Here is a 17343-nt window from a genome sequence, read left to right as displayed (position 1 = left end):
ATGTCAGTTAAAGCAAATTTTGAAGCAGCAAAAGCGGACTATGAAAAATGGGGCATTGATGTTGAGAAGGCTTTAGAAACGTTAAAGAAAGTGCCTATTTCCATCCACTGCTGGCAAGGGGATGACGTAACAGGCTTTGAAGTAAACCAACGGGAACTGTCTGGTGGAATCGACGTCACAGGAAACTACCCAGGGAAAGCCACGACACCGGAGCAGCTTCGTATGGATTTAGATAAGGCCCTTTCCCTTATTCCTGGAAAACATCGGATTAATCTCCATGCCATCTATGCAGAAACAGATGGAGTGGAGGTGGAAAGGGATGAACTGAAGCCAGAACATTTTGCGAACTGGGTGAAGTGGGCAAAGGAAAATGGTTTAGGACTTGATTTCAACCCAACCCTTTTCTCCCATGAAAAAGCGGCGGATGGATTAACGTTAGCTCATCCAGACGAGGAGATCCGTAAATTTTGGGTTGACCACTGTAAAGTCAGCCGTAAAATTGGGGAGTACTTCGGTAAGGAGCTAGGAACTCCAAGTTTAACAAACGTTTGGATTCCAGACGGATACAAGGATATTCCTAGTGATCGTTTGACCCCAAGAAAACGTCTTAAGGACGCATTGGACGAGATTTTTGCAGAAGAAATAGATGAAAAATATAACTTGGATGCCGTTGAAAGTAAAGTGTTTGGAATTGGCTCTGAATCCTATGTAGTAGGATCCCATGAGTTTTACTTAAGCTATGCTTTACAAAATAATAAGCTTTGTTTACTAGACACAGGACATTATCATCCAACGGAAACTGTATCTAATAAAATATCATCCATGCTTCTATTTAGTGAAAAATTAGCCTTACACGTTTCACGCCCAGTCCGCTGGGACAGTGACCATGTAGTTATCCTAGATGATGAGTTAAAGGAAATTGCACTTGAAATCGTAAGGAACGATGCATTAGATCGTGTCATTATCGGCTTAGATTTCTTTGATGCAAGCATCAACCGTGTGGCTGCTTGGACCATTGGTACACGTAACATGATTAAGTCTTTACTGTATGCATTGCTAATACCAAATGATAAGCTAAAGCAATTGCAAGATGAGGGTAATTTCACGGAAAGACTAGCATTGTTGGAGGAGTTTAAAACCTATCCATTTGGAGCCATCTGGGATTATTATTGCGAGCAAATGGGAGTGCCAGTGAAAGAAACTTGGTTAGAAGAAGTAAAAAGTTATGAGCAAGAAGTTCTACTAAAAAGATAAAGGGTTTTACCTAGACTAGAGTGGTATTGACTTCGCGTGCCAAAGAGTCAGATTGAAGCGCGACCTATAAAGATAGCCCACAATACGCGTGTCAAAGCAAGGGTGACCGGGAAACCTTAGCATCGAATTTATATAACAAATCAAAAATAAACGGGAAATAAGTGGTAAATACCCCACTTATTTTTTTATGAAAAAAGTCTGTTTAAAAGTATTCAAACACAAACAAATTTGTGTTATAGTGAAAATACAAAATAAATCAAAAATAAACAAACAAATACGGAGGGTGTTATGGTTAAAAATTTATGGTCTCAAGAAGAAGTTAAGGAATTGCAGACTGGATTAGATGAACTCGTATATCGCTCAAACTTAATTGGATCGGATCGTGCTGTTTGTAACTGGGGTGGCGGTAATACGTCCATGAAAACGATAGAAAAGGATTTCAGAGGCAGAGATATTGAAGTAATGTGGGTAAAGGGAAGCGGATCTGACTTAGCTACAATGAAACACAAAAACTTTACTGGTTTAAATATGGAGGATATTCGTCCGTTAATAGAACGGGATGAAATGCCAGATGAAGAAATGGTAGAATACTTATCTCATTGCATGATTGATAGCAAGCATCCGAGAGCATCTATTGAAACGTTATTACATGCATTTTTACCATTTAAGCATGTAGACCACACGCATCCAGATGCGATAATTAGCCTGTGTTGTGCAGATAATGGGAGACAATTAGCGGAAGAAATCTTTGGGAACCGTTTTGTTTGGGTACCATATATCCGTCCTGGATTTACTCTATCAAAAATGATTGCAGAGGGAGTGCAAAATAATCCTAATGCAGAGCTTGTATTAATGGAAAAGCACGGTTTAGTGGTGTGGGGAGAAACAGCGAAAGAAAGCTATGATAAAACAATCTCTGTTATTAATGAAGCAGAGGCTTACATCAACTCGAAAATCCAAGAAAACAATGTCTTTGGTGGGCAAAAATATACATCATTACCTGCCGAAGAGAAAAATGACATATTAGCGAAAGTACTTCCTGTCATTCGTGGAGCTGTGAGTGATGAGAAGAAAATGCTATTAACCTATGACACTGGGGAAAATATACTAGAGTTTGTTAATAGCTACGATGCACCAGAGCTTTCCCAAATCGGTGCTGCTTGTCCTGATCATTTAGTTCATACAAAACGCGTTCCCCTTTATATTGATTGGGATCCGCAAACAAAAGACGTGGGTCAATTAATCGAATCTATCAAAACAGGGGTTGCTAGCTTTAAAGAGGAGTACAAAGCCTATTTCGAGCGTAATAAGAACGATGGTGACCAAATGATGGAGCCTGCGCCACGGGTTATCTTAATCCCTGGAATTGGGATGGTGAACTCTGGGAAAAACCTCGTCATGGCCAATGTTAGTGGAGCCCTTTACACTCGTGCCATTTCCGTTATGAAAGGTTCTACTGCCCTAGGAAACTTTGTATCTCTAAATGAAAACGAATCCTACAACATTGAGTACTGGCCACTAGAGCTTTACAAGTTATCCCTTGCACCTGCAGAAGCGGAGTTTTCTAGAAAAGTTGCCTTTATCACAGGTGGTGCTGGTGGAATTGGAAGTGCTACTGCTAGAAAATTCGTTTCTGAAGGAGCACATGTCGTTTTAGCTGACTTAAACTTAGAAGGTGCGGAGAAACTAGCAGCTGAAATTAACGAAGAATATGGTGAAGGTCGTGCCATTGCCGTAAAAATGGATGTTACAAGTGAGGAGCAGGTACAAGCTGCTTTTGAAGCAACGGCATTAGCCTATGGTGGTGTCGATATTATTGTAAACAATGCAGGTCTTGCAACTTCAAGTCCATTCGATGAGACGACATTAAAAGAATGGAACCTTAACATGAATGTTCTTGGAACAGGGTATTTCTTAGTAGCACGGGAAGCATTCAAACAAATGAAAACACAAGCCATTGGTGGAAGTATGGTATTTGTTGGATCGAAAAACTCTGTCTATGCTGGGAAAAACGCTGCGGCATACAGTTCAGCAAAAGCAATGGAAACACACTTAGCCCGTTGTATTGCAGCAGAAGGTGGCGAGTATGGTATACGTGTCAACTCTGTCCTTCCAGATGCCGTGTTACAAGGTTCTGCAATTTGGGGTTCCAGTTGGAGAGAAGAACGTGCAGCAGCATATGGTATCGAGCCAGATCAACTAGAAGAGCATTATCGTAAACGTACAACGTTACTAGTTAACATCCTTCCAGAGGATATTGCAGATTCCATTGCCTTTTTCTCTTCTTCCAAAGCAGAAAAAACAACAGGCTGCATGATCACAGTAGACGGCGGAGTACCAGCCGCATTTACACGCTAATAGTTAAAAAATAAAAAGAATTCCTGTGAAGGTACGCATTTCCTCACAGGAATTTCCTTTTTGTGTGAAGTTCATTTCGGGTTACAGTAAATGTACTTACTCAAAATACATTTAGTTGTTGGAATTCAAGGCCTAATTAAGGTAACCTATATGTGGTAATGGATAAATAATTTATGAGGCGTTTAAACTAGGAGGTATACCTCCATACAAGTGAAATTTTGCACCATGGAGAATGAAAATACAAGTTTTTATTTCTGTTGGTGTGAGCGGAAGCCCACGAGACTCCTGCGGGAACAGCGAGCCAGGCAAGACCCCACAGGGCGTAAGCCCGAGGAGGCTTGCGGTTCGCCCGCGGAAAGGGAGTGGGCTGCAGCGAATATCAACACAATATTTGTATTTACAGGGCAGACCTCCATACAAGTAAAAATTTGCACCATGGAGCTTTAAAATATTAGTCTGCTTGGAATGAGCGAAGGTCCGAGAGACTCCTGTGGGAGAATGATCAAGACGAGACCCCGCAACGACGAAGTCGTGAGGAGGCTTGTCAGAGCACCCACGGAAAGCGAGGGGACCGTAGCGAATGACAACTAGATTCATACTTTCTGGCTAAACGCATTAGAGGGAAGAGGGTTCTTATGCTTGCAGAAGAGAGATATAAGAAGATTGTTGCACTTGTAAATGAGCGGGGAAGTATTCGTGTCTCTGAGCTAAGTCAAATCTTCGGTGTAACAGAAGAAACCATTAGACGAGACTTAGGGAAGCTCGAAGGGGAAGGTAAATTAACAAGAAGTCACGGGGGAGCGGTTTCAGTAGAATCTAATCAATCGGAAATCCCGTATGCTACACGAGAAGTTATTAATGTAGAAGAAAAGAAGACAATTGCTCTAGAGGCAATTAGCCATATACAGGAAGAGGAAAGGGTCTTTTTAGATGCAAGTACGACGGCTTGGTATGTGGCTTCTAGCTTGCCGAATATGCCATTAACGGTATTAACAAATTCCATGAAAGTGGCATTGGAATTGAGTGAGAAGGATAAGATTCATGTCATTTGTTTAGGGGGTTCCTTAACGACTATTTCCCTTTCATTCGTAGGGCCATTGGCGGAAAGTGCACTGGACCAGTATTTTATTGATAAAGCGTTTATCTCAAGTAAGGGCATTGATGTGAAGAGAGGCTTAAGTGATAACAATGAATTACAGGCCAGGTTAAGGCATAAAGTCATTGAGCTATCTGACAAGGTGTATTATATGGCTGATTATAGTAAATTCGGAACAAGGGCCTTAACAAAAATCAGTGATGTAACTAGTATCGATTCGATCATTACCGATACGTTTACGGAAGAAGCAATTGTTCAAGGTCTGAGAGATAGTGGAGTGAAGGTGATCATTGCAACATAAAAAGGTCCTGCCCCTGGTACGATAATACCTAAGTGTAACGAGGGCAGGTCCCACTATAAAGTTCAAAAAAACGACACAATTTTCTTTTTTATTTGCAAGGGGATTATGGGATGTTTGTCGAATAATCCTGTGAAATGAAAATGGAAGGTTGTTTTTTTATGGCAAAAAAGCAATCCAAAGGAAGAGTATTTGAAAATAATTGTATGTATAGGGATAAAGTGTAGGGATGACTAACTGGTTTAATGTAGATAACAATAGAAGAAATGTATTTTAGTTTTATAGAAGAGGGTGATTTAATGGATATCCGAGAAATATGGAATGAAGTAAAAAGTCTTATAAAGGTGGAAATCTCTGAACCTGCTTATGACACATGGATTAAAGAAACGGAAGCTTTTCGATTGGAATCCAATAAGTTTACTGTATCAGCCCATAATGAATTTGCTAGAGACTGGTTAGAGAATCGATATAAGGACCAACTCGAGGCAAATTTACAGCAAATCACAGGTGAAAAGCTGAAGCTCTATTTTATTTTAGCCGATCGGCCTATTCCTTCACCATCATCAAAAGAGAGCAGGAGACATAACGTGGAGTTTTTACTTGAAGAATATTTAAAAGATGAGGAACAGATAAGTAATTGGTTATTAGAGGGAAAATCAATGGAAGACATTTGTTTAGAAATGGATGTAAAAACACGTGAAGATGTAAATTATATCATGTCCATCGTAAGGCGATTAAGTAATGGGGTTTGATTAAACGGTCCTGCCCCCAAACGTTACGGCGGGAGCAGGACCATCCAATAGATTTACGCTTCTCTTACCCAATGGCGGTGCTTTTTCATTGCTTTAATAAAGGTTTGTGTAAAATTGGATAGGTTCATTGCGTTTTGTATGGTGATAACTCCCATGGATTCTACAGGCGTTGGGTGGTGTTCAGATCCGGCAATGGCAATTCCACGAATTCCCGAATCTGCTAGTAAGTCCACCCCTTCATTACTAGCCCCTATTGTTTTTGCATGATCAAAGGCTTCCTTTAGAAAATAATTTGCTTTATCTTTAGCGATTAATTTGTTTACACTTTTAGCTCCTCCTGGAACGAAAACGGCATCGAACATGACAGATTCACTCGTTGCAAAGGTTTTATCCACTTGAACCTTTTTCCCTTCCTTACTTGTTAGGGTTCCTAAGTGATGACTAATAACTTCTGGATGAATGCCAGCCCCTTTTAATTCATTTACCATTTGAGAATAGTCATGAAAATTAAATCCATCCTCTAGTAAAATGGCTACTTTTCTAGATTTCACCGTATAATTTGTAGTCAAAAGGCTCACCGCTGGGGAACTGGCAGTAATTTTAGGACCAGCAGGTGCTGAAGGAGGCTTCGCACCAACCCCTGCTGCAATTTCTTTTGCAAGGGTATGGTCCACGTGATTAAACATATCCACAACCTGCTGCCTAATTTCCTCACTTTCCACGTTTCCAACCTCAAAGTGAAAGGCTTTTATGATGTGCTTTTTTTCGATAGGGGACATGCTGTTCCAAAACACCGTTGCTTGACTGTAGTGATCGTGAAAGGAAGGACTTCTTTCACGAATTTTCTTCCCTTCGACCTTCTCCGCATAGTGGGCATATCCACCTTCTTTTTCCGAGGAAGGTCTAGGATAATTCCCTTGGAGAGAGTTAACGGAGTAGCTTGTAACCCCACGGTTAATCGTTGTTCGATGAAACCCATCCCTTTGATTATTTACTGGTGGCTTTATGGGACGGTTAATCGGTATTTCATGAAAATTTGGTCCCCCAAGTCTAATTAATTGCGTATCTAAATAAGAAAAGAGACGACCTTGAAGGAGAGGATCGTTGGTAAAATCAATACCTGGTACGATATTCCCCACATGGAAAGCAGACTGCTCCGTTTCCGCAAAGAAGTTATCCACATTTTCCGTTAAGGTCAATTTCCCGACGTACTTAACAGGTATTTGTTCCTCAGGCCAGAATTTCGTAGGATCAAGAATATCAAAATCAAGGGCAAATTCATTTTCTTCCTCTAAAATTTGAATACCCAGCTCATATTCTGGATAATCTCCCATTTCAATAGCGTTCCACAGGTCTCGACGATGGTAATCTGGATCTTTTCCTGCTAGTTTTTGTGCTTCGTCCCAAACTAATGCATGGGTTCCGAGGACTGGCTTCCAATGGAACTTCACAAATGTAGCTTTTCCCCGATCGTTAACAAACCTAAAAGTATGAACACCGAAGCCTTCCATCATTCGAAAGCTTCTTGGGATTCCCCGATCAGAAAGGAGCCACATGATCATATGGGCAGTCTCCGTATTGTTGACCACAAAGTCCCAGAAAGTATCGTGTGCGGCGGAAGCCTGTGGGATCTCATTATGTGGCTCCGGTTTAATGGCATGAACCACATCAGGGAACTTTATGGCATCTTGAATAAAAAAGATAGGGATGTTGTTAGCCACAAGATCGTAGTTTCCTTCTTCTGTGTAAAATTTAGTAGCGAAGCCACGAACATCACGAACAGTGTCTGCTGATCCCCGTGAGCCAACTACCGTTGAAAAACGAACGAATACCGGTGTTTTGACAGTTGGGTCTTGAAGGAAACTAGCTTTTGTAAGCTCCGTTAAAGGTTCATAAACTTGAAAGTAGCCGTGGGCTGCAGTCCCGCGTGCGTGAACAACCCGTTCTGGAATTCTCTCATGATCAAAGTGGGTCATTTTTTCTCGAAAATGAAAGTCTTCCATAATGGTAGGACCTCGAGTTCCCGCTTTTAACGAATCATCATCATTCGTAACACGTATCCCTTGATTCGTCGTCATTTTTTTCCCCGTGTGATCAATAGTAACATCCTCTAGCTGTTGTTTTTTCTTACTTTCAGCTTTAGGATGTTTTCTTTTTTCATCACTCATTTATTTAACTCCCCCCTGAAAAAAAGTAGTAAGTATAAACTCTACTGGACTCAATATTAATTAAAATTTCCATTGTAATATACTTATGGGAAATAGTGTTTTATATGCTAAATAGAAGAGAGTTACTTAACAATTGCATGGGTATAAAGAGGGGGGAGGAAGAAAGATATATAAATTGATTTTATGCAAAAGGCAGTTAATGCTATTAAAAAACAGCCTATTTAATATCTAAAACGTGATTCATTGGGAAGCATAAAAAATATAAAACCTTCAAAACATAGTATTAATATTGTGAAGGAGATGCTCAGTATATGAAATCTAGTAGTAATTTACCACTTACAGCATCGGAAATGGCGAGTATTTGGACGCAATATATGTTCGATTCTATGTCTATTTGTTTTTTTAAATATGCACTTGAACATATTGAAGATGAAGATATCCATCACCTCTACCAAACAGCATTGAAATTATCTGAAAGCCATATTTCAAAATTAACGGAATTTTTTAAAGGTGAAAACTATCCAGTTCCCCTCGGGTTTACAGATAAAGATGTTAATGTGAATGCACCACGGCTTTTTCAAGATCCATTTTACCTCTTTTATTTGTATATTATGGCGTTGCAAGGCTTAACAGGATATGCCCTTTCTGTTAGTACTTCGATTCGTGCTGATATACGTAAGTATTATATGGAATGTAATTCGAAAACAATGGACCTGTTCGAGAAAACAATAGATATGATGCTTACTAAAGGACTTTTGACACGTCCACCGGTACTTTCTCCACCTGAATCTATAAGTTTTGTTAAAGAGCAAAGTTTTTTGACAGGGTGGTTTGGAGAACGGCGGCCGCTCACTGCTATGGAAATTAGTGATATTACCTTTAACATGTCTAAGATGCATTTACACGTTGCATTAAAGGTTGGATTTAGTCAAGTTACAAGTTCTGAAAAAGTTCGTAAGTACGTAAATCGAGGGATTAGGATAGCTAATAAGCATATTAATGAATTTCAAAATATTTTTGGTGAAGAAAAGCTAAACTCTCCAATGTCTTGGCAATCGTTTGTCACTGATTCCACGGATCCTCCATTTTCAGACAAGTTTATGTTGTACCAAATCCAATTGTCTTCACAGGTTGCCATTGCTTTTTATGGTACGGCCTTTAGTGTGAATTCTAGAAGAGATCTTGCCGCAAAGTATTTGAAGCTTTGTACGGAATTAGCACTATACGCTGAAGACGGTGCGAACTTCATGATAAGTGAAGGCTGGTTAGAGCAACCACCATTAGCAAGCGACCGTAGGCAATTATCTCAAGGTAAAAAAAGCTAAGACAACATAGGGGATGTTTGTATTTAATGAAATTTGGAAGAAAGGGAAGTGCCCACTCTGAAAAAAACACATCTTAAAATTATAAGATGTGTTTTTTTGACTATATTCTTGGGTTTGATTTTAATCTATTTTCACACTCTCCAGACTTGCTCCCTTTGCAAAAAAGCGTTCTATATTTTTTTCCACCGTTTGGTCGGGAATTAATGGTGGTGCATGATGGGGTTTTCTGCGAATATCCATAATCATATTGTCGCAGCCCCAGTGTTTGTGCTCATAAAAGCTATTTACACCGTAAATATCATGAGATGGGTTACTCCGCGTAAATGCAGCCCATAAGAAGTTGCTCAACTTCTCACTGAGGAACGTACTATCGTCACTAAGAATAATGAGCGGACAGGAAGGCATTTCTCCCTTTTCCAATATGGCAGCACTTAAGGCATCGGTTTCCTTTTGTGCATTTTCATGATTTGTAAAGGCAGGTCCTTCGATGGCAACTACCCCTGGCATGACCAACCGAGGATTCTTAAATTCTCTTATTCCCTTTAAGTTCTCAGGAACCTCTGTACATAGATCCCGCTTCTTGTCTCCACATGCTGCAAAAATTACTTTGCTCCCGATATTTAGACCTGTACCTGTATAATCTAATGTATCAATCGTTGTATTCGTCTGGAAATGAATATCCCGCTTTAAATCCATTCTTTCTAAAATATACGTGATGAAATCCACTTCTTTATGGGTATCTAACGGCTTGTCCTCTTCCGCTGCAATAAACAGATATTTTGCCAGACTCAACTGACCAGTCCCTAAGATTCTGTTGGCAATCGTGAGAAGCTCCATTGGCTGCTTTACCTTTTGATAAGGAGTGTAACGTTCGCTCCCGATTGCAAATAGAAGTGGATGAACACCTGCTTCGTCTACAGCATGTACTTCCTTCACTCCAGGGATTTCCGTTTTAATGGCACTCCCAGTTAACTCATGGATAAGGGCCCCAAAGGCTGTATCCTCTTGAGGAGGTCTTCCAACAACGGTGAACGGCCAAAGGGCATTTTCACGTGCGTAAACTTTATGAACCCTTAAAGTAGGAAAATCATGAACAAGACTGTAGTAGCCAAGATGATCTCCAAAAGGACCTTCCGGCTTCGTATCTTCAGGGTGAATTTCCCCAGTAATGACAAAATCAGCATCTGTACTGATACAGTACCCATCCTCATACGTGTAGTTGAATCTACGACCAGCAAGCATCCCAGCAAAGGTCATTTCACTTAAGCCTTCAGGAAGGGGCATAACTGCTGCTAATGTATGGGCAGGAGGGCCACCAATGAAAATACTGACCTTTAATGGTTTTCCTAGCTTATTTGCCTTATGCTGGTGTACACCGATCCCACGATGAATTTGATAATGAACACCCACATCCTTATTTAGCTCATATTCATTTCCCGTGAGCTGGACACGGTACATTCCTAAGTTCGCATTCATAATGCCTGGTTTCTCAGGGTCCTCTGAGTAAACCTGAGGTAAGGTAACAAAAGCGCCTCCATCGTCCGGCCAATGATGAATAAGGGGAAGATCAGATATGTTAATTTCTTGTGCACCCACAGGTAAATTCTTCGATTTCTTTACAGGAAGTGCCTTTGTAGCGGAAAAACCTGTGCTAACATGCTTAAAAGGATTTTTAATCGCTTGAATTGGGTCATTGCGAAGACCAATGACACTTTGCGTTGACTCCCAAGTATCGCGAAAAATAAACTTACTTCTCTCTAAAGTCCCAAATAAATTAGAGACTGCAGGAAACTTCGAACCTTTAACATTTTCAAAAAGCAATGCAGGCCCCCCTGCTTCAAATACTTTTAAATGAATTGCTGCCATCTCTAAATAGGGATCTACTTCTTCTTTTATTCGAATTAAATGACCATTCTTCTCAAGATCAAGAACACACTCTTCTAAATTTCGATACATATTACTAGCTCCCATTTCTAAATTTTAGGCTGTTTTCGCATACTTTATTTTTTCAATAAGCTTGGAGAAGCAAAGGCGGCGACTCCAAGCATACTATATTTTAATTAAATTATACCTGTTTTACATAGAGATGTCCTGTCCTAGCTGTGACAAGTTTCTTAAACTATGTACATGATTAAGAAAATAAATTCATTTTTTCTTTCTATATAATATGGGAAGAATAACACTGCTTATAATTAATCTTAAAATGGAGCATTCTAACACTAGGGAGGCGAATAGAATGCTGCAAATAATAAAGTTTATTGTAAAATCACTTTTTCCATCATGGATGCGTTTGATCCATCAAATACAGTTAAACTTTATCAGCTTTTTATACCTCCTCAGACTAAAGCCGAATGGGTATTAATGAATACCATTCCTGTCTGACATGCTGGTCAGTAAACCTGGCCAGCATTTTTAAGTTTGTCTCTAAAATAGTCTTCATTTCTTATAATGGCCTGTCATAGATATAGGCTAGGGGGGACTGTTATGCTGAGGGGAACTTGTGTAAAATGTGGTGAAACGGCGTTGCCATATAGTTATTTATACAACAGGGGGAAAAAGTGTCCGAAATGTTTAGCTTGGACATGTCCAGGTTGTCTAACAACGATTGAAATGTATGGGAATTATTGTAGATATTGTTTAACGGTTGTAAAGGAGTCACACACAAGCAGCTAGTAACTGCAGCCTATTGTAGGGAAGAATAAGGGCTTTAAGGAGATAGGCAGCTGCTGTGTCTATGTCCCATTCTGTTATTTTGTATGATGAGGATAATATTCTAATGTTTTAGCTAACTCGTTCGCAACGATTTGATAACCATTTCCATTCGGGTGTATACCAATAGGTAACACCCTTTTATTATAGTGTTTAAATAAATAGTGGATATCTGTAAAATAAATGTTATTTCCCGTAAACGAATAAAGTACATGGTTAAATCTGTTTACCCAATAATCACTGTAGCTTATTTTAGGGAAAGGATTATAAAGGCCAATCAGTTGTATAATGTAAGGACGACTATAGTCATATTCTTTCAAATATTGAATTTCAAAGAGCATCTGACGGACATTATGATAAAAAATATTCTCTGCTTCTTCAAATATCTTTGGGTCTTTACTTTTTTTATACTTTCTATTTGCTTTTAGTAAGTCATTACCACCAATAGATATAGTTATTATATTAGACTGTTGAATACTTCGCTGTAACTCTGGGTTGCTAAACATTTGTAGTAATTGACTGGAATGGATACGTGGCTTTGCAAAAACTCGGGTAATCACTGGTGCCTGTAGTTTTTGATAAATTAATTTTTCATAACGTTTAACAAACCCAGTACTTAAGTAAGCACCGACTCCTACTGTTAATGAATCCCCAATGGCCGTGTAAATGATGTTAGATTGCATCGGTACGTACCTCCCCAATACACGAATTACTTTATCGTATGAGATGGGGGAATAAAAAGTTACGGCACATAGGATTACAATACAATAACTAACCTCCACACGTCATGTGTGGAGGTTAGCACAGTTAAGTATTTAATTAGTTGTTGTTGTTACGGTTGTTTCTGTTATTTCTGTTGTTGCGGTTGTCGTTGTTGTTGAAATCATTCTCGTTAGCGAACTCAGCATTTGCATTATCAACATTTAAGTCTCTGTTGTTATTGTTGTTGTTGTTGTTGTTTGCATTTCTGTTGCGTTTTGCCATCATTATCACCTCCCATAGTTGTAATTTTTCCAAAAAACGTTTTTTAATACGGGAAAAAATTGTTACATTTTTTTGAGAATAACAGATTATCCGTTAACGATGGAGCCGCCATTTACATGCAAAACTTGACCGGAAACGTAGGAAGAATCATCTGATGCTAAATAAACATAGCTAGGTGCTAATTCCGCAGGTTGACCAGGTCTTCCCATTGGGCTGTTTGTTCCAAAGTTTGCTACTTGGTCTGCAGGAAATGAAGCTGGAATTAACGGAGTCCAAATAGGCCCTGGTGCTACTGCATTCACTCTTATGCCTTTTGAAACAAGATTTTCAGACAGGGAGCGGGTAAAGGCTATTTGAGCCCCCTTCGTAGACGCATAATCCATTAGTACAGGGTTTCCTTTATAGGCGACAATGGATGCTGTGTTAATAATGGTGCTTCCCTGTTTTAAATGTGGCATTGCTGCTTTTGTTATATAGAAGCAAGAGAATATATTGGTTTTAAAAGTACGTTCCATTTGTTCGGACGTAATATTCTCAATCTTTTCTTGATAATGCTGTTCCGCTGCGTTGTTAATGACACAATCCAAGGTGCCATATTGATCTATTGTCATTTGAACCGCCTTTTGACAAAAAGCTTCTTCCCCAACATCCCCGGAGATCAATAAACATTCGCCATTGTATTTTTCCACATCAGCCTTTGTCTTTTCAGCATCTGCATGCTCATCCAAGTAGACAACAGAAAGCTTGGCACCTTCCTTAGCAAAGGCAATGGCAACTGCCCTCCCAATTCCGCTGTCCCCTCCAGTTATGATCACCACCTTATCCTTAAGTTTGCCGCTCCCCTTATAATTGTGATCATCGTAAATAGGCTGCGGGTTCATTTCATTTTCAAAACCAGGCTGGTGATCTTGATGCTGTGCAGGTTGACCATTCTTTTGTTGATTTTTAACTTCGTTAAATTTCATCTTAATTCACCCCCTCCTAATCATTCGTTCTTAGAATGCCTATTTTAAAAGGGGAATAAACGGATAAAATAAAGTTATAAGTAAACCGCTTTTGTAACATTTTTTGGGAATTTGTTTAACCCATTTGACAACCCGATCACTAAATAGTACAATACAATTTGTAAATAATAATAAATGCGGGTGTAGTTTAGTGGTAAAACCTCAGCCGCGAGCAAAGCATCTCGAGTAAGCTTCGAGTTGTCTCGACGGATCCACATCGGAGCTGAGCTAGCAGAGGAAGAGACATGTAAGGCCCTAACTTTGTAAGCAATACTAAATTTATAATAAATCTGTATGCGGGTGTAGTTTAGTGGTAAAACCTCAGCCGCGAGCAAAGCATCTCGAGTAAGCTTCGAGTTGTCTCGACGGATCCACATCGGAGCTGAGCTAGCAGAGGAAGAGACATGTAAGGCCCTAACTTTGTAAGCAATTCTAAATTTGTAATAAATCTATATGCGGGTGTAGTTTAGTGGTAAAACCTCAGCCTTCCAAGCTGATGTCGTGAGTTCGATTCTCATCACCCGCTCCAACAAAACGAACTTTATATACGAATATAAATTTAAAGTAGTGTTTCGAAACAGGAACGCTACTTTTTTCCATGTATACAACCAAAACTATCAGGAAATGCGTAACGTAGTGGAAGCGTGACTTACCTGTCTCATAAAGCATTCATGAACCGCGAAAGGAAAAGGAAACGGCACATACCTGTCTCATAAAGCATTCATGAACCGCGAAAGGAAAAGGAACCGGCATATACCTGTCTCATAAAGCATTTATGAAACGTGTAACGAAAGGGAAGCGCCACTTACCTGTCTCATAAAAGCATTTATGAAACGCGTAACGTAATGGAAGCGTGACTTACCTGTCTCAAAAAGCGTTTATGAACCGCGTAACGAAATGGAAGCGTGACTTACCTGTCTCAAAAAGCGTTTATGAAACGCGTAACGAAACGGGAGTGCCACATACCTGTCTCATAAAGCATTCATGAACCGCGAAAGGAAAAGGAAACGGCACATACCTGTCTCATAAAGCATTCATGAACCGCGTAAGGAAAAGGAAACGGCACTTACCTGTCTCATAAAAGCATTCATGAACCGCGTAAGGAAAAGGAACCGGCACATACCTGTCTCATAAAGCATTCATGAACCGCGTAAGGAAAAGGAACCGGCACATACCTGTCTCATAAAGCATTTATGAAACGCGTAACGAAACGGAAGTGTCACTTACCTGTCTCATAAAGCATTCATGGAACGCGTAACGAAACGGGAGTGCCACTTACCTGTCTCAAAAAGCATTCATGAACCGCGTAAGGAAAAGGAAACGGTACATACCTGTCTCAAAAAGCATACATGAACCGCGTAAATTTAATTAAGTTTTAAAAAGATATAAATGTTATTTTAAATTTGTTGTTTTCATAAGAAACTGAATGATGAAATTCATTCAAATAGCTAAAAAATAAATTTTTTTTAGAAAGAAGGTGAAGGTTGTGGCAAACGCCCAATTAAAAGAAGAAATCATTGCATACAGTAAACGTATAGGCATCGACAAAATAGGCTTTGCCGCAGCGGATCCATTTGTATCCTTTAAAAATAGACTACTGGAGCAGCAACAATTAGGGTTTGAGTCAGGTTTTGAAAAGGGTTCCATCGAAGAACGGACTAACCCATCAACGCTTTTACCTGAGGCAAAGACGATTATTTCCATCGCCCTTGCTTATCCTTCTAAGTTAAAAAATGCTCCAAAATCAAAAAAAGGAGATAGAAGGGGAATTTTTTGTCGGGCTTCTTGGGGTGAAGATTATCATCATATTTTACGAAGAAAATTACAAGCTCTAGAAGAATTTATCTTAACAAAAGTAGAAGATGCAAAATGTTTATCTATGGTAGACACAGGTGAGTTGTCGGATCGTGCTGTTGCAGAAAGGGCTGGTATTGGTTGGAGTGGGAAGAACTGTGCGATTATCACTCCTGAATTTGGCTCTTATGTTTACTTAGGTGAAATGATCACGACGATTTCTATTCCTCCAGATACCCCTATAGAAGACCAGTGTGGAACCTGCAATAAGTGTGTGGAAGCTTGTCCTACTGGTGCATTGGTTCAAGGAGGTCAGCTTGATTCCAATAAATGTATTGCCTTTTTAACGCAAACGAAGGATATGTTAGGGGAAAGATACCGGAAGAAGATTGGAAATCGTTTGTACGGCTGTGATACGTGCCAAGTAGTTTGTCCAGAGAATAAAGGAAAGGATTTCCACCATCATCCTGAAATGGAACCGGATCCTGATATAGTGAAACCTCAGCTTATCCCTTTATTAACTATAAGTAATAAAGAGTTTAAGAGAAAGTTTGGCAGGATATCAGGTTCTTGGAGGGGGAAAAAACCAATCCAGAGAAATGCTATTATTGCTCTAGCTCATTATAAAGAAAAAGAGGCATTACCTACACTCTTCCATTTATTAGAGAGTGATCCCCGTCCAGTAATACGAGGAACGGCGGCATGGGCCATAGGAGAATTTACGGAGAAGTCCTGTGAGGAAAAACTAATACAAGCGAAAAACAGAGAAAAGGATCCAAATGTTCTCTACGAAATAGATAAGGCACTAAAAAACAAAGAATTTGACAAAATTCAAGGTTGAAAGTGTAATCATCGTCCAGTACCATGAATAGAAAATCAAATAAACTTAGAAAACATTAAAATATAGATATATTTCTGGACGGAAAGTGGGGTTAGTAAAAGTATGTCTGTAAGACCGTACATTTATTTTTCTGAAATGCACAGTCCGATCGGTTTATTAACGGTGGGGAAATCGGAGAGGGGAATTTGTTTTATTGAGTTTGGTTCCATTAAGAAAACGTGCTCTACGATCGACAATTGGCTAAAGAAGAAGTTAATGAATGTTGAGTTAGTGGAAAATGACATTGAACTTCAACCAGCATTGAAACAATTAGAAGAATATTTTCGGAAGGAAAGAACGGAATTTGATCTTCCTTTAGATTTAATCGGAACAAAATTTCAAACGCTTGTATGGAGCAAGGTAAAGGAAATTGCTTATGGAGAAACAAAGTCTTATAAGCAAATCGCTATGGAAATTGGCGCTCCTAAGGCTGTTCGGGCCATTGGGGGAGCGAATAATCAAAATCCTATCCCCATTATTATCCCTTGCCATAGAGTGATTGGAAGTAATGGATCCATGGTAGGGTACGGTGGAGGCCTTGATAAAAAAGAGTATTTATTAAAATTAGAAGGCTCTATCGAAAAAATTTCTTAATTACTTATAAAAGGATGTGTTTAAAGGTGAAAATGAACCTTTAAAACACATCCTTTTTTTCTTAATTTATTCATTTATTCGTTCATTACAGGAATACATATATAGGAGATAGTAAGGAGGTGTTGGC

At 39.4% G+C, this 17343-nt stretch carries 12 protein-coding genes and 1 tRNA gene; 8 read left to right on the top strand and 5 right to left on the bottom strand.

Features of this window, described 5'->3' with window-relative positions:
* The 4 genes from rhaA to J2S74_RS21835 all read left to right on the top strand — a co-directional run bounded on the left by rhaA (nt 1) and on the right by J2S74_RS21835 (nt 5758).
* Nucleotides 1-1254, top strand: a complete 1254-nt coding sequence (gene rhaA / locus J2S74_RS21850; RefSeq protein ID WP_307330112.1) for an L-rhamnose isomerase — start codon at nt 1-3, stop codon at nt 1252-1254.
* A 255-nt stretch (nt 1255-1509) separates the two neighbouring features.
* Nucleotides 1510-3612 carry a bifunctional aldolase/short-chain dehydrogenase gene (locus J2S74_RS21845; protein ID WP_307330228.1) on the top strand — a complete coding sequence of 701 codons (2103 nt, stop codon included), beginning with the start codon at nt 1510-1512 and terminating at the stop codon, nt 3610-3612.
* 635 nt (nt 3613-4247) lie between these two features.
* Nucleotides 4248-5009 (top strand): DeoR/GlpR family DNA-binding transcription regulator, encoded by a 762-nt coding sequence (locus J2S74_RS21840; protein WP_307330109.1) that lies wholly within the window; start codon nt 4248-4250, stop codon nt 5007-5009.
* A gap of 296 nt (nt 5010-5305) precedes the next feature.
* Nucleotides 5306-5758: a DnaA N-terminal domain-containing protein gene (locus J2S74_RS21835; RefSeq protein ID WP_307330106.1), complete on the top strand. Its 453-nt coding sequence runs from the start codon at nt 5306-5308 to the stop codon at nt 5756-5758.
* 53 nt (nt 5759-5811) lie between these two features.
* On the opposite strand, the gene J2S74_RS21830 is transcribed toward J2S74_RS21835, so the two are convergent.
* Nucleotides 5812-7926 carry a catalase gene (locus J2S74_RS21830; protein WP_307330103.1) on the bottom strand — a complete coding sequence of 705 codons (2115 nt, stop codon included), beginning with the start codon at nt 7924-7926 and terminating at the stop codon, nt 5812-5814.
* Nucleotides 7927-8237: 311 nt separating this feature from the next.
* Between J2S74_RS21830 and J2S74_RS21825 the strand changes: the two genes are divergently transcribed.
* Entirely contained in the window at nt 8238-9251 is a 1014-nt protein-coding gene (locus tag J2S74_RS21825) for a DUF3231 family protein (protein WP_307330100.1), read from the top strand.
* A gap of 120 nt (nt 9252-9371) precedes the next feature.
* Here J2S74_RS21825 and J2S74_RS21820 read toward each other — a convergent pair whose 3' ends face one another.
* The 4 genes from J2S74_RS21820 to J2S74_RS21805 all read right to left on the bottom strand — a co-directional run bounded on the left by J2S74_RS21820 (nt 9372) and on the right by J2S74_RS21805 (nt 13909).
* Nucleotides 9372-11207: a UbiD family decarboxylase gene (locus tag J2S74_RS21820; protein WP_307330097.1), complete on the bottom strand. Its 1836-nt coding sequence runs from the start codon at nt 11205-11207 to the stop codon at nt 9372-9374.
* Nucleotides 11208-11998: 791 nt separating this feature from the next.
* The gene (locus J2S74_RS21815) at nt 11999-12643 is read right to left on the bottom strand and encodes a GDSL-type esterase/lipase family protein (RefSeq protein ID WP_307330094.1); all 645 of its coding nucleotides are present in this window, start codon (nt 12641-12643) and stop codon (nt 11999-12001) included.
* A 136-nt stretch (nt 12644-12779) separates the two neighbouring features.
* Nucleotides 12780-12944 carry a hypothetical protein gene (locus J2S74_RS21810; protein ID WP_307330091.1) on the bottom strand — a complete coding sequence of 55 codons (165 nt, stop codon included), beginning with the start codon at nt 12942-12944 and terminating at the stop codon, nt 12780-12782.
* Between the two features lie 86 nt (nt 12945-13030).
* Nucleotides 13031-13909 carry an SDR family oxidoreductase gene (locus J2S74_RS21805; protein WP_307330089.1) on the bottom strand — a complete coding sequence of 293 codons (879 nt, stop codon included), beginning with the start codon at nt 13907-13909 and terminating at the stop codon, nt 13031-13033.
* A 494-nt stretch (nt 13910-14403) separates the two neighbouring features.
* Between J2S74_RS21805 and J2S74_RS21800 the strand changes: the two genes are divergently transcribed.
* From J2S74_RS21800 to J2S74_RS21790, 3 genes are all read left to right on the top strand, one after another.
* Nucleotides 14404-14477, top strand: a tRNA-Gly gene (locus J2S74_RS21800).
* Nucleotides 14478-15434: 957 nt separating this feature from the next.
* Nucleotides 15435-16583, top strand: a complete 1149-nt coding sequence (gene queG, locus J2S74_RS21795) for a tRNA epoxyqueuosine(34) reductase QueG (protein WP_307330085.1) — start codon at nt 15435-15437, stop codon at nt 16581-16583.
* 102 nt (nt 16584-16685) lie between these two features.
* Entirely contained in the window at nt 16686-17216 is a 531-nt protein-coding gene (locus J2S74_RS21790) for a methylated-DNA--[protein]-cysteine S-methyltransferase (RefSeq protein ID WP_307330082.1), read from the top strand.
* Nucleotides 17217-17343 lie beyond the last annotated feature (127 nt).

This window comes from Evansella vedderi (genome assembly GCF_030813435.1).
In the GTDB taxonomy this organism is placed as follows: domain Bacteria; phylum Bacillota; class Bacilli; order Bacillales; family Salisediminibacteriaceae; genus Evansella; species Evansella vedderi.
The sequence above is the reverse complement of the archived record's forward strand: the minus strand, read 5'-3'. Positions and strand labels throughout refer to the sequence as shown.

Bases quoted from the DNA above. Each gene is read 5' to 3' on its own strand.
- J2S74_RS21825 (WP_307330100.1), top strand. From the start codon at position 8,238: ATGAAATCTAGTAGTAATTTACCACTTACAGCATCGGAAATGGCGAGT.
- J2S74_RS21820 (WP_307330097.1), bottom strand. From the start codon at position 11,207: ATGTATCGAAATTTAGAAGAGTGTGTTCTTGATCTTGAGAAGAATGGT.
- rhaA (WP_307330112.1), top strand. From the start codon at position 1: ATGTCAGTTAAAGCAAATTTTGAAGCAGCAAAAGCGGACTATGAAAAA.
- J2S74_RS21810 (WP_307330091.1), bottom strand. From the start codon at position 12,944: ATGGCAAAACGCAACAGAAATGCAAACAACAACAACAACAACAATAAC.
- J2S74_RS21830 (WP_307330103.1), bottom strand. From the start codon at position 7,926: ATGAGTGATGAAAAAAGAAAACATCCTAAAGCTGAAAGTAAGAAAAAA.
- J2S74_RS21790 (WP_307330082.1), top strand. From the start codon at position 16,686: ATGTCTGTAAGACCGTACATTTATTTTTCTGAAATGCACAGTCCGATC.
- J2S74_RS21805 (WP_307330089.1), bottom strand. From the start codon at position 13,909: ATGAAATTTAACGAAGTTAAAAATCAACAAAAGAATGGTCAACCTGCA.
- J2S74_RS21835 (WP_307330106.1), top strand. From the start codon at position 5,306: ATGGATATCCGAGAAATATGGAATGAAGTAAAAAGTCTTATAAAGGTG.
- J2S74_RS21815 (WP_307330094.1), bottom strand. From the start codon at position 12,643: ATGCAATCTAACATCATTTACACGGCCATTGGGGATTCATTAACAGTA.
- J2S74_RS21840 (WP_307330109.1), top strand. From the start codon at position 4,248: ATGCTTGCAGAAGAGAGATATAAGAAGATTGTTGCACTTGTAAATGAG.